Here is a 23073-nt window from a genome sequence, read left to right as displayed (position 1 = left end):
GGTTCTGTAGAGGCAGATGGTAACCCACCCCTATTTTCCCGAACGCAACCTTGGGTCCAGTACATCACGGAAACCATCTCCGAGCAGGTTAAAGCCAAGAATGGATGTGGCTATAGCCAGTCCAGGGAATGTCACGAGCCACCATTGTCCGGAAATGATATACTCCCGACCTTCAGAGATCATGGCTCCCCACTCGGCTGTAGGCGGTTTGACGCCAAGACCGAGAAAGCTCAAACTGGATGCCGTCAGGATGGCAAAGCCCATACCAAGCGTGGCTTGTACCAACAGCGGTGCCAAAGCATTCGGCAAAATGTGGCGAAACAGAATAACCCTGTCCCTCACACCAATGGCTCTGCTGGCCTCCACGTACTCCTTTTCGCGCAGGGATACGGTCTGTCCATACATCAATCTGGCAAATTCGGGAATACCCACAATCCCTACAGCAATCATGGCACTTGTCAGTCCGTTGCCGATGGAAGCCGCGATTGCCATGGAGAGTACCAGCGAGGGAAATGCAAGCAATACATCCATCACCCGCATGATGATATTGCCAGTACGTCCGCCGTAGTAAGCAGCGATTCCGCCCAGCGGAACCCCGATGACAAACGAGATACTGACGGCAATCAAGCCTGTCCAGATGCTGATTCTTGCTCCATACAGAACACGACTCAGAATGTCACGACCATAGTTATCGGTACCGAACCAGTGACCACCTGATGGGGATTCCAGCTTCACAGCCGTATTCGTCACGTACGGATCATAAGGGGCAATCCAGGGGGCAATAGCTGCGATGACAGTCCACATCACGATAAAGGCTAGACCAATTGCAGCGAGCCGATTGCGCAGCAACAGTCTCAGAAAGGTTTTGGGTTTGGGAACAACCGCTGGTGCAGGTTTGGTTCCCATGGAAGTCGGTGCGGCAGTACTCACAGCGGTACTCCTCCTTTCGCGGCGACCCTATTCATAACGGATTCGTGGATCAATCAATCCATAGACCAGATCCACCGCCAGATTTATAAAGCTGAACAGAATGGCACTTACCAGTGTGAATGCCTGAATTGGTGCATAATCGGCAGCCAGAATCGAATCTGTCACATAACCGCCGACGCCAGGCCAGGAAAAGATAGTTTCCGTGATTACCGCACCACCGAGTAATCCGCCAAACTGCAGGCCAAGAACGGTCAACGTGGGAATCAGAGCATTGATCAGGGAGTGTTTGCCGACGACCGCGGTTTCGCTCAAGCCCTTGGCTCGTGCGGTACGTACATAATCCTGTCCGATGACTTCCAGCATGCTGGACCTGGTCATACGCGCTACAATCGCCATTGTCCCTGTGCTCAGGCAGATGGCCGGAAGCAGTAAATGAGCAAGACTGCTTTTGAGTGCAACCATATCTCCGGTCATAAGACTGTCTACCACGTACAATCCGGTAATATGAGTCGGTGGATTGAGGTCTCCGCTGATGCGTCCCATTGGAGCTGGTGCCCAGCCAAGGATGGAATAAAAGATGTAAATAAATAGCAGTCCCAACCAGAAAATCGGTACACATGCTCCAATCAGTGAGAACACCCTGGAGATGTGGTCGATAAAGGACTCTTTTCGAGTTGCAGCGATAATGCCTACCGGAATTGCAACACAGATGGCTATAATCACACTGGCCAATGTCAGCTCGATGGTTGCCGGAAAGCGGGTAGCGAAGTCACTTAGCACCGTATGACCGGTATGGTAGGCAAATCCCAGATTCCCTTGGAGCAACTGTCCCACGTAACTAAAAAACTGTACAAATAATGGCTTGTCCAATCCCATGTCCATTCGGATTTTGGCAATGACATCATCCGTGGCCTGTTCGCCAGCCATGACAATGGCGGGATCTCCCGGAAGAACGCGGGACAGGATGAAGGTAATCACCACAATGCCGATCAGCGCCGGAATCATCTGCAGCAGCCTTCGGAGCGTGTAAGCAAACAATCGATCAACCCCTTTAACTCTGATGTCTCACTTGCTGTTTTACGGTTCTCTGTGGACGGCTCAGTCTTGAAAACTTGTCTGTTTATCCGTCTCTTCTTTGTAATTGTGCTTATTTTACCTAGAATCCGAGCGTCGAACTACGTCCCTTTTAGCTAAAAAAAAGCACAACCGTTTGTCGATTGTGCACTAATGTCTCCTATTAATGTCATGTTAAATTACACCCTAAGACATAGTTCGCTATTTTTCGACCTATATCTACCATAAAGTTCATCGTTGGTATTGCTGTAAAAACAATTGTCCGATTGGCAGGTCCTACACCTCTTGTTTATCCTGCTTCATGTAGTAATACACAAGACACAGATGACAGACAAATTGTTCACGCGGATGATTCAGGTCGAATCCCGTAATGTCCCGTATTCGCTCCAGTCGGTATTTCACGGAATTCCGGTGAATATAGAGGCGGTTTGCTGTCTCGATCAGGCTGCCTCTGCTCTCCAGATAATAAAAAAACGTACGCAGCAGATCCCCACTGTGTTCATCATCATAAGCACGCAATTTCCCCAGTTTCCGCTCAAACAATGCCGCAAAACCCGGATCATCCGCCGTTTCGCTAAGCAAATGATATACCTCCACATCCTCAAACCGGGTTGTACGCCCACCCGACAAGCGGGAGGATACCAGCAGGGCATTTCTGGCCTCACCATAGCTTTGATGCATATTCCAAAGTGGAACCTGAGTGCCCACGCCTGTCCTGAATTGTCCAAGCTTGTTGGCCGGATCTTCGAGCCATAGTCCAATGGTATCAGACCAGGATTGAACGTCATCCATCCATGCCGCATCCCGAGACTCCGGGGTTGGCAAAAAGAGCACCGCCCTGTTTGTCCGAAACTCAATATGAGGCGCTACCCTCCGTTTTCTGGCCTCCTGACCAAGCAATTCAGTCAATAGATCTTCATCAGGAGCAGTCTCCCCTTCCATCACAGCTACTTCCCATAAATGCTCTGGGTTCATGCCAAGCTTGCGGCCTCTCGATTCGGCTTCATGTGGCAACAGCAGAGGCGGTGTCAGCAGTTCGTCAATGAAATTGCCCCGAAGACGCAATTCGGTATCTTCCGCCACCTTGTTTCTCATCAATTCCAGGGATAATACTAATCTGGCTTGCTCAATGCCGACTTGTTCCATTTCATCCAGGGAGTCCTTGTCCACCAGCAATCGGGCAACCTTCCGCCGATCCAGATTTATCTCCCATACGAGTGGGTCCACAGCTTCTTTCCAGTCATAATCCGGCGGTGAGGACACAATCATCTGACCAGCATTGTCGATAACACCCACAGGTGCCTGAAGCAGCTCGGCCACATTGTCCCCCACCGCCTGAATTCCACTGTTTTCAAGTACCATTGTCATCAGTGTCCGATATACTTCCTCTGACCTGCGGAGAAGTGCGGCCTGTCGATCCAGCACCAGTTCCATAACAGGTTGCGTAATATCCATGTAGGGTATTTCCGGAGGAATTTCAATGATGGGCAGACCGCAGTTATTACTGGCTGCAACGGCTTCCTTCGGGATTTCTTTGAGAAAACGCGCAGGCTTGATAGCCAGAGCAGCCGCCCCCGCTTCATTAAGGGTATAGATTAGTTCTCCGAGCAAGCCGGGATTATCACGAATCGAATAGGCTGTCGTCAGCATAAGCATGCCTTCTCGCAACCATCCTTGCAGATCCGGCACCTCCATAATATCCACGAACCGTACAACCCGATCCAATCCTTGGTGCCCACTAATGACTTTGGCCTTGCTGAGTATAGGAATATTCAACAGTTCTTTCAATGTTATACCTGTCGTTTTCAAGCCTATCGACCACCCTGAGCCAGATTTGCAAATCATTTTTGCATACTGTATCTAATTTTTTTGGATAGTTTACCAGACTATCTGATCAAAAAAAACGGGAATTTCTGTGATATCCGTAAGTTATAATTTAATTTCATAAAATAAAGTAATAATAATACGTTGTTAGTAGCAGTTATTACTACAAAAAATATATTTATTACTTTATCGCTTCACATTAGAAAACAAGAAAAGTTATCCCCACACTCCTTGCAGATCAACCCCATTTATTCCAAGAGCCCGATAACCTTATCCAACGCAAATAACGCCGATACAGTTATACACACTGCATCGGCGTCAAAATCAAATTAACCCAAATATAAAATCATCCAATACCCACATCCTGCATTCCGTAAATCAGACATTCAACGCAGACACAGCTGCCCCTAATGAATAGATCGGGTCAAGCGCCCGGATATGCAGTTCTTTTTCCACTTCCATAGCGAAACCCATCGTTGCAAAACCGGTACACGCAAGAACGATGGACTCGGCGCCCTCCGCCTTCAGTCTTCTGGCGGCTTCCATAGCCGCGATTCGCCCCTGTGGTGTGTTGAGATCCAGCGTAGTTACCACACCTTCTGGACGCTCCATCCCAATATAGGCATCACCTAGTATTCCTCGAATCAGATGAGGCACCTCCTCTAGGATGGTCAATACACCTACACGCGCCGCTGATGTGAGTGCAAGATGAGCAGCACATGATCCTGCTCCATAGACTGGGATGTGAACTGCGGCACGCATTTCTGCAAGAGCCGGATCGGCTGCACAACTGATACCAATAGAGGTACAGCCTTCCTGTTCGAGTTTTCGTGCCAGATCTACAATTTTGGGAATCGATTCAAGCTCTGTGGCCTGATCATATACCCCCAGCGGTTGATCGGGAATGCAGCGACTCCGAACCTGAATGCCATAACGTCCTTCAATCAGTGCCCCGTGTCTGTGGATATCTTCTTCATGATGAAGCGTAATCACTCTGATAAGACCCAACATCAGCATTCCTCCCCAGGCTGTGGATATCTTGTGCATATGTTACCCACAAACTGTTGATAGTTACCCCCAGTTATGTGGATATCTCTTTATATATTGTGAATATGTTGTGTATTTGTCCCTAAAACTACCGCGTAATTTACGCATTGGTCCCCACTGTGGATATGTTGTGCATACGCTCTCATTCACTTTTTTTTTGATCCACAAGGTTATCCCTGAATCTCCTGCTCATTATTGATCGAGCAATTCTCCCTGACGCATAATCAACACATCATCAATGTACACATCCGGCTTCTGCACAACGGCATCAATATGAACACCTGCTGCAACTGTGCCACCAAAGGTATTATTACTTCCAAAAGCAACATGAATGGTACCGTAGACTTTCTCGTCCTCCAGAACAACACCTGTAATTCGAGCCTTGTCATTGGTACCAATGCCGAACTCGCCAAGAATTCGACCATCACCTTCGCCCAGCATGGATAACAGCTTGTCTCCTTCAGCGCCAGTTGCCGTAACAAGGCGGCCCTCTCTAACCGTCAATAGAACAGGTTCACCGATCGCACCTATTCCTGCAATTGAGCCATCCACCAGGATTTCACCTTCTCCAATACCTTCAACGGGGGCGATGTAAGCTTCACCGGAAGGCAAATTGCCGGACTCACCTGGATTGAGGTACATACCTGTGCTCGGCACGCCGTTACGTCCCTGAATCGAGAATGACAGCTGGTGTCCATCTTTCACGATACGGACATTTCTCCCTGCACTCAGCATGGCTGTAACCTTATCTGTCAAAGCCTTCACTTTGGGATATTCTGCGGTAATCGCACCATTCATGAACATATCATCCGTCATGCCAGGCATCGTGGCTACCCTGGTTCCAGCAGCTGCAGCTTGTTTACGAGCCTGCGTATGGGTTAGTGAATAACGCGTTACGCATACCGCGACATCTGCACACTTCATCGCTTCGGCAATCGGTGCAGGCGGCTCCTCACCGGATTTGCTTCGTTCCTTCATCACCATTAGTACCGCATCTGCTCCCAATGCCTTGCCTGCCTCATATATGGATTCGGCCAGTTCTCTCTTGGCATCATCCGCTACGACAGCCAGTGTCTCACCACTGCGAAGTCCAAGGCATTCCACCAAAACATTTTTACTGACGTCAATTCGTTGCTGATTCATTTGCTCGTCTCCTCCTGTGTCAGACCATTTCCGCTACTAGTTTACCCATTAGAGCATTCGACAAAATGACCGGGATTCCTGCGCTGGCATTGGCAACCCATTGACGGTGGCGCTCATCATACCCCATGCAATCCAGTAAAATGAGTTCAACACGCCCCTTTAATGATTCCGTCGCCTGCCGGAACTCAGACTCGCCGGATGTATAAGGAGAAGCAGCGGCAAACGCAGGTTGGACCAGGGAGGAAAACTTCAAATCAAGCTGTCCCGCTTGCTCTGGCAATGGTCCGATAAGCCCCAGACGGCGGCCATCGGCCATCGCCTGTACGGCTGGCGGAATAATGCGATCAGGCTCAATAAGGTGCACCTTGGCTGAACGCAGACCCGGAAAGGAACCTGTGCACAGCAGCAGAATATTGGGAACACCTATGGCTTCGAATTCACGAATCTTTTGATTCAGCAGCGGTCTGATTTTTTCACGGGATACGATAGCGGCACTGCCATCCTGCAGACGGGAAGTCAACACATATTCACCCGGTTCCGGGGCCAGCGCAGCGATCTGAGTTGCCGACAGTTCGTCCAACACCCCGACCTGAAGGAGTTCCGCTCGTCCCTCTAGATACTTCTCTATGACAGGCGCAACATCGGTTCGCGGAGCTTGTCCAATCGTAATCATGCCAAGCTGCTTGGTCATCTTATTGCCTCCTACATATCAGATCGGCTGTAGAAGCCACGTATGTGCACAGTAGTGTTTCCATCTGCCGCTTCATCCGTGACCTTCTCGACTAAACTATGCAGACGGAGCTGCCTGGATTCCTGGGGTTTGAAGCACTTTCATTGATCCATACAGACGAGTAATCAGGTTATATTCCTCCACATTGTAGAAAGAACAGGTGCCATTCGTGAATTCCTTGGCTGTCTCCACGACCAAACGAACTGCGCTTGCAATATCAACCTCATGGCTCGCTCCTGTGCCGCATCCCGGAACTGCGGATTGAGCAGTTACTGCTACGCCTACAACAGGTGCATGTGTAGCCACAGCTGGCTGTAAAATAGAATTGATATGGTATAAGTCATTGCCGTATGGCGTAATATCCTGCGTTGTAATCGGGAAGGTCACGGGCAGCTGCCCTGTGGTCATCTCCATAATTCGGAGCAAATCATCGCTCACCCGTAAAATATATCCCTCTTTCACCGTTGGCGAAATGGCGATGCCTTTATGGTTAATCACCCGGTTTCCTTTGGTTGTATCGATGGACAAAATAGCTTCCATCTCAGGCAGAACCTCATGTTCGTTCATCTGTAAAATGTCGACCGGAGAGTCCATAAAATCAACCGGTTCATGCGGAAGAGTCGGGGCATCTGGACAGATATGCGTAGTCACAATGACATCACCTTTGAGCGAATCACCCTTGGTCTGCATATCGGCGAGTTTCAGTCCTGCTGCAACAGCAGCGACGGCGCCATCGGCATCCGAAACGAGTCCGATGCGTGTTGGACGGGCGCCAATTCCACCCAGTCGTCCGACAATCCCCATGGTCGGAGCCTGCCCTCCTGACAACTTGCCGTTTGTACCAGGGATGATGATTTTAACAAAATCCGTGCTCCCCTTTTCCCCTTGTACGGTCAGCACTTCAACGGAAACCTGTGGATATTGAACAAATAGTTGCTTTACACTTTCACCATTTACATAAGCGCTGTCCAGCGCGTCCAGTGCCAATAACGTTTTTTGAAGTGGCATCGTACACATCCTCCTCTTAGCTGTTGATCTTGAGATCAAGTCTATCGCAGTTCAGAAGAGGGTCACAATGTACTGCCTTGCCAAAATGAGCATCGTTTTATTGTGCGACAAGTATAAATGGGAGTGAAAATAACGCTTTCACCCCGTTTATCTAACTGTATGTGTAATATAATTTAACATTTTATTATCGAGTACACTGAATATTGTATATTTCTTGGAACGCATACTCTGTTTTTCACTTACCTTCTCTTCATTTGCCATTCCACAAGCAGCGAAGCTGTTTCTTCTGCATGAAATAGTGGGAATTGGTGTCCATAGGGAAGTTCCACACGTTGAACGGATGAATGGATATTTTCGGGGCGCGAGTATCCCTTATCGTTCGTCCCCCACACCATGAGTGTGCGCTGCGCATCTGCACTTGTCTGTGACACTTTATCGTTTGAATGAGACTGTATCCAGTGGAGCAAATCAGCATTCGCTCCTGCAATGCGGGGAGACTTCAAACCAGAAGAGGCTCTCCTCGCATAGCCTTCCAGCAGGGTTGGATCGATCTCCGAAGCTTCTGCTCTTTTTAACTGTCCAGCCACTTGCTGTGGAGTCATCCGAGATAACAGTCCTTGCACCATTCTTCTCGGAAACCTTGATATCAGTCGCTGCATTCCGGCCTTCGGAGCCCCCCATACAGGTTGCAGCATGGCAAGCTGGATATCTTCACGTCCACTCCCCTGCATGACCCCAGCGACTATCGCTGCCCCAATGGAATGTCCTATCAATTTGATTGGCCCTTGTATCTCATCCAGCACACTTCGCACCGCTTCGACCTGCCCTTTGAAGGCCGCCCCTCTTGCCTTGTTCCGATGAACCGGAGAACGCCCAAATCCGGCTAGATCCACAAGCCATATCGGGTTTCCCGTCATACTCCATAACGCTTCTCCCAGCGGGATCATATCGTCAGCACTGCTCATCAAACCATGAACTATCACCCAGGGCTCCCCTTGACCCTCATGGACCAGCACCGCAAGACTGCCCTTACGTGTCCGAGTCCAGCTCTTAGGCAGATCCTCCTGTGAAGGATAGCTGAAACGATAGTCCAAATCGGCTATTACGTAAGGTAATAACTCGCTAACTTCAGGCAACTTTTGGTCCATTCGCTGAAACAATCGTTCCGTTTGCTGAACTTCAAACTCCTGTTTGGTAATAAACGCGATTGATTCAGGCGGTATCCCGCTGATCTTTGTGCCACCAGCCTTCATCGCTGCATGAATCATGGGCAGGGGCACTGACCATCGAGGTGCAGATACATCCAACTCAGCCGCCAGTAAACGAATCAGTTCCTTCATATCCGGACTGTCCGCTTTTCTGGACAACAGGGGATATGTGCCGCCAGACGGATTGCTGTCTTGAGTCAGAAAAACAAGGGTCTGGGCAACCACGTCATTCGATACGAGTGGCAGCCAGTGCTCTCGACCACCAGGAATCACCGGCATTCTGCGCCTTCTCATCGCCTGTATCATCATGCCAATTCCGCCCGTTTGTTCGGTTGCCCCTGTAGGATATGGACCCACGATTGTACTCGGATTAACAACAGATAAGACATACGAATGCTGCTCAGCGTGCTGTCGAATATAGCGGTCCGCTTCGAATTTCATATGTTCATAAGCACTTTCCGAATGGAACACTTTACTAATCAATGAGTTCTTCCCGCTCGACTTATCCCCAACACCTTCATTGGATGATGATATGGACGGATAATCCTTCCTCCCATACGGACTCATAAAACCAACCACGTGGATAAAATGTCTTAATCCGTGTGTACGCTGGATATCTTCCGCCAGTTCGGCCATGCCTCTTGCTCCATTCATAAAAATCTGTTCTGCCACCTTCGGTTGCAATGTGACATCCATCGTCCCACCTGCATGAATTATGATATTGGCCTGAAGAGCACGTTCACGATCAGCTTTGGTTAGACCGAGGCCTGGAGCTGACAAATCCCCCTGAATATACGTTATTCGGCTGAAATCCGTTACTCCATATGCATTCAGAACCATCCTCGCTTTTGATTCCGAGCGTACAAGCAGTAATAACTGCGCTTCACTGTTCCCAAGTTGTTTTATTGCCTCTTTGCCTATAAATCCGGTACTGCCCGTCATCAAAATAGTGGTTGATTCAGTCGCCATGTTGTTCTTAGCTGGATTGGGGTCAGTCTCACGTTCTGCGTTTAATGATGATGATGAATTATGTATACTCATTTCTAATCTCTCTCCCTTTTTAGTATTATTTATTTTAGTACTATATAGTACTAATTTCGATCAAAAAAAGAGCTTCGTTTACCGAAGCATCTGACAAAAGGTACGTGCTGATTGTTCAATAATCCCTATATCACGCGCAGTCTCCGCGAGTACAAGTGAACCCTCGAATGCAGCGATAAATAATGCAGCCGCGGGTCCCGGCTCAATCCCTTTACGAAATTCGCCACGATCCACCCCTTGCTGCAACAGCTTTTCCATCATCGGCTGCAGCTCACGAAAGAAACGGGCTATGTTTTCTTTCACTTCGGGTGCGCTGGCTGGTGTCTGCATATACAATGTAATAAACGGACAACTTCCTTTATAATCGCGCCCTTCCATGCCTGCGGACAGTAACGCCATGAACGAATAGATCCGTTCTGTGACCTCTCGTTCACGCTGACTGAGCAGCAAGTAGAGCTCCGATTCATACTGGGCAATCCAGTACTGCACCACGGCTTGGAGCAATTCCTCCTTGTTTTTGAAATGGTAATAGATATTCGATTTGGATACCCCGCTTGCCCGCACGACCTCATCCATGCTGACATAGCTGTATCCCTGACGCAAAAATAACTGAGCAGCCACTTCGACTGCCTTGGTCCGATTAACCGGATTGGAACTTTTGGATTTCACAGAACCTGAGATCGATTTTTGATTTGTCATAAATAGAACTATACAGTACTAGTTAAACAAACACAAGTTATGTGGCTAACAAAAGATGATCTTTGCCCCAATTTTCTCGAACTTGTCCACATTTAGAACACTGTACTCACAGGATATCCACATATAGTATTAACTCTGTGTTAAATAACTTATAGGGCCACTACATATGATGGAGTTATCCACATTTCAGGAGCAGTATCTCATGTTATTCTTTCGATCTGCGCTAGCGGAGTCCCAAAACTAAAAAATAGGTCAACCAGAATACAATTCTGATTGACCTATTTGAGTTGACGACTCATCCAAATCATGTGCGAATGGCTCCATTAGCCTGTGGATACTAGTATGTGGATAACCATTCAAGGATGAGACAGCACTATTTTACTTATACGGATAGCTATTCCGAGTAATTATTTTTTCAGACTATCCCAGTTTTGCTGCAATGCATCAAGCAAAGCTTTTTTGTCCGACTTGCCTGCCACATATGCCTGAATCGTGCTACCAAATTCTTGTGGAACACCTTCAGGGAAACGGTTGAAGTTCCAGCTTAACGCTTTGTTTTCTTGGCTGTACTTCATGATATCGGTTGCGAGGTCACCCAGATCCTCTTCAGATGCCTGAATGGAACTAAACGCCGGGATAAACTTGAATTCTTTGGTCATATACTGTTTTCCGGTATCGGATGTCACGAGCCATTCCAGAAACTCTTTTGCTTCCGGTTTCACTTGCGAATTCTTGTTCACTACCCAGTAGTTCGGTACGCCAACAAACAATTTGTCGTTCGGTTCATTCGTGATTGGCATCGGCAGAATGCCCAGATTCAGATTAGGATCGATTCCATCAATTTGTACTTGTGTCCAGTTCCCTTGCTGCATCATCGCTGCTTCCCCACTTGCAAACAGGGTTACCTGAGTGTTGTAGTCGGTTGTGAGCGGGTTTTTGTTGCTGTATTTCAGCGTCAAGTCGAGCAGGTTCATCCAGTCCGTAAACACCTGATTGCCAGGGATTTTCTCCGTACCTTCGTTAAGACCTTGAATAAATTTCACCGGATCTGCCTGATTCGCAAATGCTACGTTTACGTTATGATTGCCGAGCACCCACCATTCCTGATATCCATTGGAGAACGGGGTAATGCCTGCGGCTTGAAGTTTCTGTGCAGCCTGATCCAATTGTTCCAGTGTCGTCGGAATTTCGGTGATGCCTGCTTTTTGGAAAAGATCTTTGTTATAGATGAAACCATAGCCTTCCAGTGCCAGCGGCTGTCCATACAGTTTGCCGTCTTTGATCATCGGCTCTTTGGCAACATCAAGCACATCTTTTGCCCACGCTTCACCTGACAGATCTTCCAGGTATTCGAGCCATGTGTCCAGCTCACGATAACCACCAACGTTGAAAATGTCCGGTTGCTCGCCAGCAGCGAACTTGGCTTTCAATGCAGCGCCGTAGTCACTGCCGCCGCCCACGGTCTGAATGTCCAGCTTAATTCCTGGATGGGAGGACTCATATTCCGCTTTGAGACGGTTAAACGCTTCCGCAATTTCGACTTTGTACTGGAATATTTTAATCGTTTTGTCGCCTGCAGCAGCCTCTCCGCCACCTTGGGTGTCTGTGTTGACAGGACTTCCACTCTTATCTCCGTTGCCACAACCCGCAAGCATTACAGAAAAAGCAATCAGCATAAGCAACGTCAACTTGGTCATTCTTTTCATACATACACTCTCCCTATAGTAGTTTCAGTATAACAGCTTCGTTGCATTTTTTATTCGGGCCACCAAGGAGCAGCAGCGACCGAAAGCGCACATGATTCCGGAGCGGCTCCTACCCCGCACTTACCCTTTAACAGATCCCGCGGTAATTCCCTGAATGATGTATTTCTGCATCAGCAGGAAGAAGATGATAATTGGCATGATGCCAAGCACCAGTGCAGGCAGGGCAAGATCCCATTGCTTCGTATATTGTCCGAAGAGCGCAAAGGTCGCAATCGGAATTGTACGCAAATTGGAGCTTTGCAGAATCAGGGATGGCAGCAGATAGTCATTCCAGATCCAGAGTGTATTCAGGATGATGACGGTAACATACATCGGCTTCATGAGTGGGAATACAATCCGGAAGAACACGCCGTAAGCGGAGCTTCCATCCACCCGAGCTGCCTCTTCAATTTCGAGCGGAACCGATTTGACGAATCCGTGGAACAGGAAGATGGACATCGGTGCGCCAAAACCGAGATAACAGATGATGAGTCCGAAGAGACTGTCGATCAGTCCAAGATTACTGGTTACGGTAACGAGTGGAATCATGATAGACTGAAACGGAATCACCATGGCGGCAATGAACACGCCGAACAAAATCCGGTTGAAGAGCGTATCGCTGCGTACCATTCGGTAGGCGGCCATGGAGCTGATCAACACGAGCAGCAGGTTGCTGACTACGGTGACGATAAGCGAGTTCATCAGCGCTGAAGGGAATTTGATTTTCTCCCAGGCGTTTGCATAGTTGCCCCATTGGAACACCTCCGGCCATGCGGCCGAATTGGTAAGCAGGTCACCGAATGTTTTGACCGAATTGACAAACAGGAAGTAAAACGGAACCAGGAACAATAATCCAATGAGCACCATAACAATCTCAGTTACAATGGTACTGAAGCGGTAATTTTTTGACGTTTCCATCTATGCCTCCACCTCCTTGCTCTTCGTCACACGTACCTGAATCATGGTGATAATGGCAACGATTACGAAGAACACAAGTGCTTTGGCTGTACCGATGCCGTACCGATTATTCACAAAAGCCTCATTGTAAATATTCAGTGCTACCGATTCTGTTGATCCAAACGGTCCGCCTTTAGTCAGCGACAGATTGAGATCAAACATTTTGAATGACCAGGAGATTGCAAGGAACAGACAGATTGTGACTCCCGGCATAATGAGCGGGAAAATAATGCTGCGCAGTACCTGCCAGCGGCTGGCACCATCAATTTCGGCAGCTTCCAGCAGATCAGGTGATACGTTGGTCAAGGACGAGATGTAGATGACCATCAGATACCCTGCGGTCTGCCAAACAAATACAATGACGATACCCCAGAAGGCCGTTGGCTCGTCTCCCAACCAAGGGAGGTTGAAGAAGGACCAACCTGTTACGTCGCCTACTGCTGAAAACCCTTTCACAAATATGAACTGCCAGATAAAGCCGAGCAACAATCCACCGATCACGTTAGGCATAAAAAAGATCGTGCGCAGAAAGTTTCTCGTCTTGAGCGGCTTGGTCAGGAAATACGCCAGAAAAAAACCGATAACATTGGTCAAAATTACACCAACCACGGTGAAGCGCACCGTAAACCAAAACGCAGATAGAAACTTGGGATCATTCGAAAAAATTTGCTTGAAATTGTCGAATCCTACCCAATGAATGTTCGCCGACACCCCGTTCCAGTCGGTAAAGGAATATACCATGCCAAGCAGGAAAGGGACCACGATAATGAGAATAAAAAAGACGATGGAGGGACCCACGAACACAAGCTGCTGTAACAGCTGTGAAGATTTGCGATGCTTCATATCGTTCTCCCCTTCTATAGATGGATGAAATTGGTCTCTTGTTCTATTAAACCCCATTCTCGCACAGGGAAACACCGACCCTGGTGAACAGTTGGGTGTAAAATATTGTCCTTTCTTAACCTGCAACCAGAAGGGGTGTCACGATGTCAAAATACTACAGCATTCGTACCAAACTAATCGCTTTTATGCTCATTGCCACAACGATCCCGCTGCTGGCATCCATCAGCATGACGTTTATCCAGACCAAGACCGCCCTGCGTGAGCAGGCCGTGGCGGAGAACAAACGTCTGATCTTTCAGGCGTCTACCAATCTGAACAATTACGTGGATAACGTGGCAAGGGCTTCGCTTGCTGTGTACAATGATCCGAATTTCCTGCGAAATCTGGCGAAAATCCCTGGCGACTATCGTGCAGTTGCCGAGGTATACACCACTCTGCAGACGATACGTTCGGCTGTACCCGATGTATTCCAGCTGTATCTGCACTCTTTTGCTGCCAATCAATCGACATTAATTGCGAATCCTTTCCCGAAGCGGGAAGAACGCAAACAGGCCTACTCTGACTCACTTCATGGAAAATCGGACGAAAAAAGCCCGGATATCTGGGTCGAATCGGCGCACCTTAGTCATTCCTACGGCTTCAAGGCAGCGTCAGCGGATGATCCTCCAAGAACGGTGATTACCCTTCACCGTGTGATCAAGGATGTGCCATCGACAGAACGATTGGGCGTGCTCGCCATTGATTTGAATATGGATACCATTGCCGAGATCTGCAGCAGACTGTATGATCCAGCAAAGGAACAGATCTATGTCATCGACAATAAGAACCAGATCATTTTCGAAGGAAAGTCGGAAGTAACCGGAACGGATGCATTACGGCAGGAAGCAGCGACTGAGCTGAATTCAGCACGTTCCGGTGAAGGGACAGTACAGACCGCTGCAGGGCATTTTGAACAAGATCATTCAATGTATGTGTATCAACAGTTAGGAAGCCAATTTGCAGACTGGACCATTGTAAAACAGATTCCAAATGAAACGCTGTACGCGAGTGCCACCACTTTAACTTGGAATAATGCCATGATCGCTATTGCTGCGCTATTATTAGTCATTGTGGCAACCCTGTTCATCTCGATCCGAATCACCGGACCGCTCAAGCAATTAATGCGTTATATGAACCAGATTCAGGCAGGACGCCTGCATGTGGATATCCGTTTAACGAGTCGGGACGAGATCGGTGTGCTGGCCCGTCATTTCCGGGATATGATGGATACGGTGAACAACTTGATTTTACGGGAATATCGCCTTGAAATTGCGAATAAAACGAATCAGCTCAAAGCGTTGCAAGCCCAGATTCATCCCCATTTTCTGTATAATACGTTGCAATCCATCGGTACACTTGCGCTTCAACAGCAAGGACAACGGGTGTATGTGCTGCTCTCTTCCCTATCCAAAATGCTGCGCTATAGCATGCGTGACCAGACAAGAGTCACTTTGAACGAAGAAGCCGAGCATGCACGGCTCTATCTGGAACTACAAAAAGAGCGGTTCGGTGACCGCCTGGAGGTTGAACTGGATTTTGCCGAAGATACCCTGCGCGCCGAAATGCCGAGGATGACCTTGCAGCCTTTGATTGAGAATTACTTCAAGCATGGAGCGGATGTCCGGCCTGGCAAAGGCAGGATACGAATATCCAGTCAGCGAACGTCTGACGATTGGATTCAGATTCGGCTGGAAAATAACGGACCGTGCATTCCGGAAGACAAGTTGTCCGAAATACAGCGTTGGTTGCATCCGGCATCTATATCTTCCGAGTCCTCACAGGAACCGGACGAAAGCGATTCGATTGGACTGCGTAATGTGATGCGCCGACTCCAACTGAACTCCCCTCCGGGATACAATGCAACGCTTACGATTGGCAATCTTGAACCGAATGGCGTGCAGATCATAGTCAAAATATACGCGGGAGAGTGAACAACATGAAAGCCTTGATTGTCGATGATGAAAAACACGTCCGCGATGCGATTAAGCTGCTTGGTCAATGGGAAGCCGCAGGAATTGATACCTTGTATGAAGCGGCAGATGGTCACGAAGCGGTCGCTGCCATTACGGCTCATCAACCGCAAATTGTACTCAGCGATATGCGAATGCCTGGCAAGGATGGTATGGCTCTGCTTGAATGGATATCTGTGCATGCCCCGCACAGCAAGGTACTGGTCATCAGCGGGTATGATGATTTTGAACTGGTCAGACATGCGATTCGATATGGAGGTACGGACTACCTGCTCAAACCAGTCGAAGCAGACGAACTGAATTCTTCCTTATTTAGAGCAGTCGAAGCCTGGAAAGAAGACGATGCTGTTCGTGTGCAGTCCACAAGACAATCCATGGTGGTCAATCAGATGCGTCCGCATTATCATGACAGACTGCTCACAGAGCTTGTCGTGGGACGCGGAAGCAACAATACCCAATTCCAGCGGCTGCGGGATGAATTAAATCTGCCCAAGCAGATCGACAGTTGCAGTGTGGCAGTCACCAGCCTTTCCCATCTCGATGCTCAATGCTTGGCAAAGTATCGCAGCCAGCCTGATTTGCTCGTATTCTCTGTGCTAAATATTTGTGCGGAGATGTTATCCCCACCTGCCGAAGGTGTCGTATTCCGCCAGCTTGATCAGCCGGATGAAGTGGTTCTCCTATACTGGGGTCAGTGCTCGACACTTCAAAACATTCTTGAAAAAGTGAACGATGGTTTGGAGCAGACCATTCAACGCCGTCTTCATTTCGGTATCTCCAGCTGTGAGTTTTATCCTACCGGAACCTCGGGAGCCTATCAGGAAGCTAGTATTCGGTTGTGGCGACGCAATGCCTTGCAAACGAAACAGTGCATTCACGATACAATGGAGTCCTCCAACGGAAACAAAGGGCTGCGGTTATCTACCTTTGAGGAGTCCTTACGACTGGCATCTATGAGTGGGCGCGCTTCCAGCGTGTCCAATGCGGTTGCAGAATGGATGGATCCCATCACCCGGCTCGATGTCATAACAGCGGAGCAGATACAGCAATGGATGGATGAAATGGAATGGATGATTGGCCGTTGGCTCGACGATGCCGCAGGCGCCCCACCGAAGGATGAAGATGAAGCGATAGATGAACAATCCATTCCATTCGCCGAGTTGCCTTTGGACCGTGACGGACTATTATCGCTGCCCTTGCTCCGCTCCCTGCTGGAACAGCGGTTGCTCGCAGCCGGAAAGGCCCTCACTGCACATCATCATGCAACACCGGATCCAATGAGTGAGATTGCACGTTATATGGATGCTCATTATCAGGAGGACCTGTCTCTGCAGCAGATTGCTGCACGGTTCTATCTGAGTCGCGAGTATATATCTCGCAAATTCAAACAGCAGTTCGGATTGAACTGGTCCGAGTATTTGGGCAAACTGCGAATCAATAACGCCAAGCTGCTGTTACAGAACCCTTCCCTACGAATTGCCAAAATCTCGGAGATGGTCGGCTATCAGGACGAGAAGTATTTTAGTAAAGTGTTCAAAAAAATGGAGGGCATCACACCGGGGGAATACCGTAAAACATTATCTGACGGAAATGCTTAATTGAGCCGCTGGATCTGTGGAAATTCGTCTAATAGAACGTGCTCGATTCGTTAAACGATAAAAGGGGCATCCCATCATGTTCATGACTCCGGGAACAGCCCCTTTCCTTTTTACATATATGGATGAATCTTAATGGATACACCCTGACTTCTTTTCTAAAGGAATCAGCGATCCCGTAGTACGACGGAAGGAATAATACGAATATAGATTAATTCTCCCGCCAGCTCAACGATCGTCTGGGTTACAATCACTGCGGCAGCAAATGTGGCCCACTCTTGCGGCAATGCAAGTGCCAATGGCAGAACAACAAGCGAATTTCGGGTTCCTGCACTGAAAATAACGGCCCTGCCTGCGCCTGTGTCCAATCGGAATAGAGCCACTATGATTCGTGAGATGAGGGGCATAGCAATCAGAAAAATAATATAGATGGGCAGAACATCCACAATTACAGCAAAATCATTGTAGACCTTCCCGATTTGCGACGCGACGACCACTATCAAGGCCAAAGCCATCATGGGTACAGGCAGCCAGGCGGTTGCGTTCATCACCCGTTCTCCTCCGGTCTTGCCTTTGGTCACAACTTGCGTAAGAATAGCCAACAGCAACGGAATAACGATCAGGAACAGAAAAGCCTCCACGAAAGGCCCCACTTGCATGACCTGTACCGCTTCCTTCCCTATGAACAGCCACAAATATACTGGCAATAAAACCATTTGTATAACAAACAGAATTGGCGTTGCAGCCAGCATCAGTTTCTCATTGCCCCGACCCAACTGTGTAAAAACAATGACGTAATCAATGCAGGGCGTTAGCAGTACCAGATAAACGCCAATGAGCACGGCAGGAGGTTGCGGAAACGCCAGTGTTAACAACCACACGACCACAGGCACTACGATAAAATTAGCCACTAGCAAAGCTCCAATAAATCGCAGGTTGGATAAGGATTCTTTAAGCTGTAAAAAAGGAATCTGTGCAAACATGCTATATAGCAAAATGGCAAGCACAGGTGAAACCGTATAATGCAGCGCTGCTCCCCATTCAGGAGTGCCCAGCCCGATCGCTGCTCCCACGAATAGGACAACGACATATAACCATGTTTGTTGCTTCTCCATCGTTTCTCTCGTAAACAACCTTCTTCCTCTCCCTCTGAGAATTAGCATTTTATCACAATATCAAAATGATAATTGTACGTATGTAGTGAGTTGTAGTGAATTGAAGTATATGTTATTGTCATATTAGATAGCAGTTCTGGGTAATATGAAAATATCCGCAATGCGCTAACATTGCGGATATCCAGACAAAAGACCGATGGGTGACCACGGCGCGAATTTCAAATGCATGAAAAACCACCGAATTAAGGGGCCAACCTATCGTCGGTGGTTTTTCTTGTTCTTACGTGTCTTCTTAACACTGAATAAAGTCCTCAGGCCAGTACAAATACTGACGATCTTTAATAAAGCGTCCAGAATTTTCACGATCAAATCAAGGGACACGGCTCCACCTCCTTTCGGAGCAGCTTCGCCGTGTCTTCCCACCGATTACATTTGTCCTAAATTTGAGTATAGCAGAACGTTGTGAACGAATATAGATAAAATTACCAGACAAATGAATAAGAAAGAAGTTCATATGCTATTAACATATTTCTGCTTCAACCAGCGTACATTGAGACGTAGCACAGCGGATAAGAGAGCGGCAAAGCGCAGGGTATCCAGACAACGATCCTGTGAATTTTTTGCGGCTTCTTATTAGAATGCGAAAGAACTGGGTATATTCATTGTAGACTGACCCGTGGTTCATTCATTTTTGTAAAACCAAGGAGGAAACACAATGTCACGTAACAATCCGTACAAGTGGTTAAACGCGATTGGATTCATCGCTGTTATCGTAGTAAACTACCTTTCCAACGCGCTGCCTATTGGGGGCAGAACCAACAAGGAAGTATCGGATATGTACCCTGTATTGCTCACCCCTTCGGGCTATGCTTTCTCCATATGGGGACTGATCTATCTGCTGCTCGCTGGCTTTGTCATCTATCAGTTCGTTCCCTCTTCTTGGAAAAGGGACTCTATTACCCGCCTCGGTTACTGGTTTTTAGCAAGCTGTGCCTTTAATGTAGCGTGGATCTTTGCTTTTCAAAATCTCAAAATCGGTCTCGCCCTAGTCGTCATCGTTCTGCTTCTGTTGTCCCTGATCATGTTATATCTAAAAACGCGTGCAATCACCCTTCCCACAACTGCCGAAATCTGGCTCGTGAAGCTGCCGTTCAGCATATATCTTGGCTGGGTTAGCGTGGCAACCATTATCAATGCGGCTGTTTTATTATATAAAATCGGCTGGGATGGCTTTGGACTCAGTGAACCTACTTGGACCATCATCATGTTAATTGTAGGCCTGGTGCTGGCTGTACTGGTAAGCTTCCCTTACCGGGATAGTGTATACCCACTTGTCTTTACATGGGCATACATTGCCATCGCACTCAAACAAAAAGACGTTACCTCCGTATATTATACGGCAATTATCATTGCAATCGTGCTAGCCATTTATGCGGTATGGCTGTTCTTCGCCCGTAATCAGGATCGGGATTGACCCGCCTCTGTTCATATAAAAAAAAGCCGATTTCGGTCATCTGACCAGAAATCGGCTTTTTATGTAACTTTCCTTGCTTGGCAAGTATCAGTCTTCCCTATTTGAGGGCAATAACCTCGATCTCCACAAGTGCATCCTTCGGCAGACGAGCGACTTCAACCGCGCTGCGTGCTGGATAAGGCTGTTCGAAGAACGTGCTGTACACTTCATTCACCGGAACAAAATCATTCATGTCTTTCAGAAAAACCGTCGTTTTCACGATTTTGTCCATACTCGTGCCTGCTGCTTCAAGAATGGCCTTTACATTGCTCAGGGACAAACGAGTCTGCTCCTGTACATCGGCTCCGAACTCTCCTGTTTGCGGGTTCAGGCCAAGCTGACCGGAAGTATAGATGAAATCGCCTGCTTCAACAGCTTGGCTGTATGGACCAATGGCGCCTGGCGCCTGATCGGTAGAGATTGGTTTTTTCATGGATGAGTTCTCCTTCATGTTCGCTGTCCTGCCGCCGCGAGGAGACAAGCCTCGAACTCATTTTTGAAGCTTATTATACCACGATCCCGCCCAGGCAAGAAACGGCTATCCTTACCTCTCATTCCGATAGGGACAAACCATGAATTCTCAGGACTCATCCAATCCCAACACGTGAATAACGTCATTGGAATACACATGATTTCCTCTGGTTTGAACAAGTGCAATGTTCATCATGGCCCGAGCTATGGTTGAAGCCTGGATTGCCCGGTATTTATCCACTCTGCCTTTCATCCAGCGATCCAGAAACTTCATGGCATGAGCTGCCAATTGCTCACCCAACCGTTTTTCTTTGCGATCTCCAAGGATTAACGACGGACGGAATATATGCAGTGAAACGAAACCGATAGCCGATAATGCCTCTTCCATCTCTCCCTTGGTCCGACTATAAAATATACGTGACCCGGCATCGGCTCCCATGGAAGAAATGACGAGCATTTGGGATACCCCATGCTCCTTGGCAAGTATGGCGGCTTTTAGGGGGTAGTGAAAATCCACTTGGCGGAAGTTTTCCTGACTGCCAGCTTTTTTAATCGTTGTACCCAAGCAACAGTATAGGTCATCAACATCGCGAAATAGATCTTTTTGCTCTTCATGTTGTTCCCAGTCCACGACATACTGCTCCAGCTTTGCATGTTCCAATTCGAGTGGTCGTCTGACCAATACACGAATCCGGCCATAAGCCGGGTTCTGGAGCAAGCTGCGTACCAGTAGTCCACCCACAAGCCCGGTAGCTCCAATCACAAGGGCTTGCCGTTCGTGATTTTCCAAGTACATCCCTCCACATATCTCTATTTCAGAAGCACACGACGTCCAAGCGTAAACGTAAGAACCAGCATCGCTGCACCAACACCCACTTGGAAGCCATAGGCGGAAACCCAATTCATCGCTTCCGGCCAGGTTTCCATTCTCTCATACAACCAACCACCGATCAGCGGTCCAAGAAACGAGGTCACTCCGGTCATAGCCGAATACACGGCGACAAACATCGGTCTTTCGCTTTTTGGTGTATCTCCGATTGTGAAGTTGAAAGCAAGCTGGTTGAATCCACCCACACCAATACCGAGAAAAATATGGGATAAAAAAAGCGCTATCAAAACAGGCATAAACGACATCAATCCCCATGACAGACAGGAGAGTGCGATGATCGGTAATGTCCAAAATAATAAGGTTTTGTTGCTGAATCTCGCGTTCAGATTTCCCCAGATATAGAATCCGGCCATCATAACGAGTGTCTGCACCACGGTAATTATGGATATAGTCTGATAATTAATGTTAAGCAGGTCAAGCATCACGTAGGAAAATAGCGGAACGATCAACGTCTGGATCAGTAACCAGGCCGCGAGGAACAGTGCAGCCCTCAGAAAGGAAGGATCCTGAAACGGCTTCTTGAACATCCCCCAAAAAACCTTTTCAGTTGAACGTTCAAAAGGTACATCCGGGTAAAAGCAATAAATAATCGTATTAGCTATGGCGCAGATCCACACAGGTATGAACAGGATTAAGAAACCCATCTCCCCAGGAAAACGGTCCAAAACGATGCCTCCCGCAAATAAGCATACGCTTCCAAGTGCGTTCAGAATCGTATTTCGAATCCCGAAATAACGTCCTCTCACCTTGGCAGGAACGATATCTCCAATCAACGAGGTCCAGATCATACCACCAATGGTATTGGCTATGAATGCAACCGTATACACACCAATATAAATGCCTACCCACCACTCCTTGGGGAACAGGAACGGTATCAGTCCCGTCGAACTCCACAGGATGCGATGTATCCCCACAAACAATACAAGCATGCGTTTGCGGCTGCGAATGCGCTGCATCCAGTAAGCCGCTCCAATCTGAGCGATATTGACAAACGTCGTAATGGCGAGCACAAAGCCAATATGTCTTGACCCGGCCCCAAGGTACAGCAGAAATCCGGTTAAAAATGGGCCTCCCAGCAACGTCTGCAAAATAATTGCCGGTACACCCTCCCATGTTGCAATGGATAAATTCGTGCGTTGTGTCGAACCCTTGCGCCGTGGTTTGCCTGCAAACGGAGGAGGGTTAACGTTGACCGTCTTCTGTATGGGGATACACTCCTTAGACCGGGTTTC

The 23073-nt window shown here is 48.1% G+C and carries 19 protein-coding genes; 3 read left to right on the top strand and 16 right to left on the bottom strand.

All coding sequences use genetic code 11. The annotated features are described in order from the left end of the window. Positions 1-30 precede the first annotated feature (30 nt). From HP548_RS15330 to HP548_RS15275, 12 genes are all read right to left on the bottom strand, one after another. The gene (locus HP548_RS15330; protein WP_063568004.1) at positions 31-906 is read right to left on the bottom strand and encodes an ABC transporter permease; all 876 of its coding nucleotides are present in this window, start codon (positions 904-906) and stop codon (positions 31-33) included. A gap of 51 nt (positions 907-957) precedes the next feature. After that, complete coding sequence (locus HP548_RS15325) at positions 958-1968, bottom strand: ABC transporter permease (protein WP_170867904.1); 1011 nt, start codon at positions 1966-1968, stop codon at positions 958-960. A gap of 312 nt (positions 1969-2280) precedes the next feature. Then, positions 2281-3813 (bottom strand): PucR family transcriptional regulator, encoded by a 1533-nt coding sequence (locus HP548_RS15320; RefSeq protein WP_083679014.1) that lies wholly within the window; start codon positions 3811-3813, stop codon positions 2281-2283. A gap of 393 nt (positions 3814-4206) precedes the next feature. Further along, positions 4207-4839, bottom strand: coding sequence for an aspartate/glutamate racemase family protein (locus HP548_RS15315; protein ID WP_175382140.1), 633 nt, complete (start codon positions 4837-4839; stop codon positions 4207-4209). A 228-nt stretch (positions 4840-5067) separates the two neighbouring features. Further along, on the bottom strand, positions 5068-6018 hold the full coding sequence (locus tag HP548_RS15310; protein ID WP_175382139.1) for an aminopeptidase: 951 nt from the start codon (positions 6016-6018) through the stop codon (positions 5068-5070). Between the two features lie 19 nt (positions 6019-6037). Next, positions 6038-6709, bottom strand: coding sequence for an AroM family protein (locus tag HP548_RS15305; protein WP_175382138.1), 672 nt, complete (start codon positions 6707-6709; stop codon positions 6038-6040). A gap of 96 nt (positions 6710-6805) precedes the next feature. Then, positions 6806-7756: a DUF1177 domain-containing protein gene (locus HP548_RS15300; RefSeq protein ID WP_072734897.1), complete on the bottom strand. Its 951-nt coding sequence runs from the start codon at positions 7754-7756 to the stop codon at positions 6806-6808. 239 nt (positions 7757-7995) lie between these two features. After that, on the bottom strand, positions 7996-10005 hold the full coding sequence (locus HP548_RS15295) for an alpha/beta fold hydrolase (protein WP_175382137.1): 2010 nt from the start codon (positions 10003-10005) through the stop codon (positions 7996-7998). 78 nt (positions 10006-10083) lie between these two features. Further along, entirely contained in the window at positions 10084-10704 is a 621-nt protein-coding gene (locus tag HP548_RS15290) for a TetR/AcrR family transcriptional regulator (RefSeq protein WP_175382136.1), read from the bottom strand. Positions 10705-11111: 407 nt separating this feature from the next. Further along, the gene (locus tag HP548_RS15285) at positions 11112-12410 is read right to left on the bottom strand and encodes an ABC transporter substrate-binding protein (protein WP_175382135.1); all 1299 of its coding nucleotides are present in this window, start codon (positions 12408-12410) and stop codon (positions 11112-11114) included. A 120-nt stretch (positions 12411-12530) separates the two neighbouring features. Then, on the bottom strand, positions 12531-13367 hold the full coding sequence (locus tag HP548_RS15280) for a carbohydrate ABC transporter permease (protein ID WP_099858811.1): 837 nt from the start codon (positions 13365-13367) through the stop codon (positions 12531-12533). Then, entirely contained in the window at positions 13368-14249 is an 882-nt protein-coding gene (locus HP548_RS15275; protein ID WP_076290579.1) for a carbohydrate ABC transporter permease, read from the bottom strand. A 143-nt stretch (positions 14250-14392) separates the two neighbouring features. Here HP548_RS15275 and HP548_RS15270 point away from each other — a divergent pair, with 143 nt between their 5' ends. After that, positions 14393-16219 carry a cache domain-containing sensor histidine kinase gene (locus tag HP548_RS15270; protein WP_175382134.1) on the top strand — a complete coding sequence of 609 codons (1827 nt, stop codon included), beginning with the start codon at positions 14393-14395 and terminating at the stop codon, positions 16217-16219. Between the two features lie 5 nt (positions 16220-16224). Then, complete coding sequence (locus HP548_RS15265; protein ID WP_175382133.1) at positions 16225-17856, top strand: response regulator; 1632 nt, start codon at positions 16225-16227, stop codon at positions 17854-17856. A 164-nt stretch (positions 17857-18020) separates the two neighbouring features. On the opposite strand, the gene HP548_RS15260 is transcribed toward HP548_RS15265, so the two are convergent. Next, positions 18021-18968 (bottom strand): arsenic resistance protein, encoded by a 948-nt coding sequence (locus HP548_RS15260; protein ID WP_246318077.1) that lies wholly within the window; start codon positions 18966-18968, stop codon positions 18021-18023. A 715-nt stretch (positions 18969-19683) separates the two neighbouring features. Here HP548_RS15260 and HP548_RS15255 point away from each other — a divergent pair. Continuing rightward, entirely contained in the window at positions 19684-20442 is a 759-nt protein-coding gene (locus HP548_RS15255) for a tryptophan-rich sensory protein (protein WP_175382131.1), read from the top strand. A 97-nt stretch (positions 20443-20539) separates the two neighbouring features. On the opposite strand, the gene HP548_RS15250 is transcribed toward HP548_RS15255, so the two are convergent. From HP548_RS15250 to HP548_RS15240, 3 genes are all read right to left on the bottom strand, one after another. Next, positions 20540-20914, bottom strand: a complete 375-nt coding sequence (locus tag HP548_RS15250; RefSeq protein WP_076290583.1) for a RidA family protein — start codon at positions 20912-20914, stop codon at positions 20540-20542. Positions 20915-21061: 147 nt separating this feature from the next. After that, positions 21062-21742, bottom strand: coding sequence for an oxidoreductase (locus HP548_RS15245; RefSeq protein WP_246318076.1), 681 nt, complete (start codon positions 21740-21742; stop codon positions 21062-21064). Positions 21743-21762: 20 nt separating this feature from the next. Beyond that, the gene (locus HP548_RS15240) at positions 21763-22920 is read right to left on the bottom strand and encodes an MFS transporter (RefSeq protein WP_217504723.1); all 1158 of its coding nucleotides are present in this window, start codon (positions 22918-22920) and stop codon (positions 21763-21765) included. Between the last annotated feature and the right edge of the window lie 153 nt (positions 22921-23073).

Origin of the sequence: Paenibacillus taichungensis (genome assembly GCF_013359905.1) — a bacterium.
GTDB lineage: Bacteria > Bacillota > Bacilli > Paenibacillales > Paenibacillaceae > Paenibacillus > Paenibacillus taichungensis.
The sequence above is the reverse complement of the archived record's forward strand: the minus strand, read 5'-3'. Positions and strand labels throughout refer to the sequence as shown.

Coding starts and splice junctions, on each gene's coding strand:
- HP548_RS15330 (WP_063568004.1), bottom strand. CDS start 906: ATGGGAACCAAACCTGCACCAGCGGTTGTTCCCAAACCCAAAACCTTT.
- HP548_RS15315 (WP_175382140.1), bottom strand. CDS start 4,839: ATGTTGGGTCTTATCAGAGTGATTACGCTTCATCATGAAGAAGATATC.
- HP548_RS15310 (WP_175382139.1), bottom strand. CDS start 6,018: ATGAATCAGCAACGAATTGACGTCAGTAAAAATGTTTTGGTGGAATGC.
- HP548_RS15305 (WP_175382138.1), bottom strand. CDS start 6,709: ATGACCAAGCAGCTTGGCATGATTACGATTGGACAAGCTCCGCGAACC.
- HP548_RS15300 (WP_072734897.1), bottom strand. CDS start 7,756: ATGCCACTTCAAAAAACGTTATTGGCACTGGACGCGCTGGACAGCGCT.
- HP548_RS15295 (WP_175382137.1), bottom strand. CDS start 10,005: ATGAGTATACATAATTCATCATCATCATTAAACGCAGAACGTGAGACT.
- HP548_RS15290 (WP_175382136.1), bottom strand. CDS start 10,704: ATGACAAATCAAAAATCGATCTCAGGTTCTGTGAAATCCAAAAGTTCC.
- HP548_RS15285 (WP_175382135.1), bottom strand. CDS start 12,410: ATGAAAAGAATGACCAAGTTGACGTTGCTTATGCTGATTGCTTTTTCT.
- HP548_RS15280 (WP_099858811.1), bottom strand. CDS start 13,367: ATGGAAACGTCAAAAAATTACCGCTTCAGTACCATTGTAACTGAGATT.
- HP548_RS15275 (WP_076290579.1), bottom strand. CDS start 14,249: ATGAAGCATCGCAAATCTTCACAGCTGTTACAGCAGCTTGTGTTCGTG.
- HP548_RS15270 (WP_175382134.1), top strand. CDS start 14,393: ATGTCAAAATACTACAGCATTCGTACCAAACTAATCGCTTTTATGCTC.
- HP548_RS15265 (WP_175382133.1), top strand. CDS start 16,225: ATGAAAGCCTTGATTGTCGATGATGAAAAACACGTCCGCGATGCGATT.
- HP548_RS15260 (WP_246318077.1), bottom strand. CDS start 18,968: ATGGAGAAGCAACAAACATGGTTATATGTCGTTGTCCTATTCGTGGGA.
- HP548_RS15255 (WP_175382131.1), top strand. CDS start 19,684: ATGTCACGTAACAATCCGTACAAGTGGTTAAACGCGATTGGATTCATC.
- HP548_RS15250 (WP_076290583.1), bottom strand. CDS start 20,914: ATGAAAAAACCAATCTCTACCGATCAGGCGCCAGGCGCCATTGGTCCA.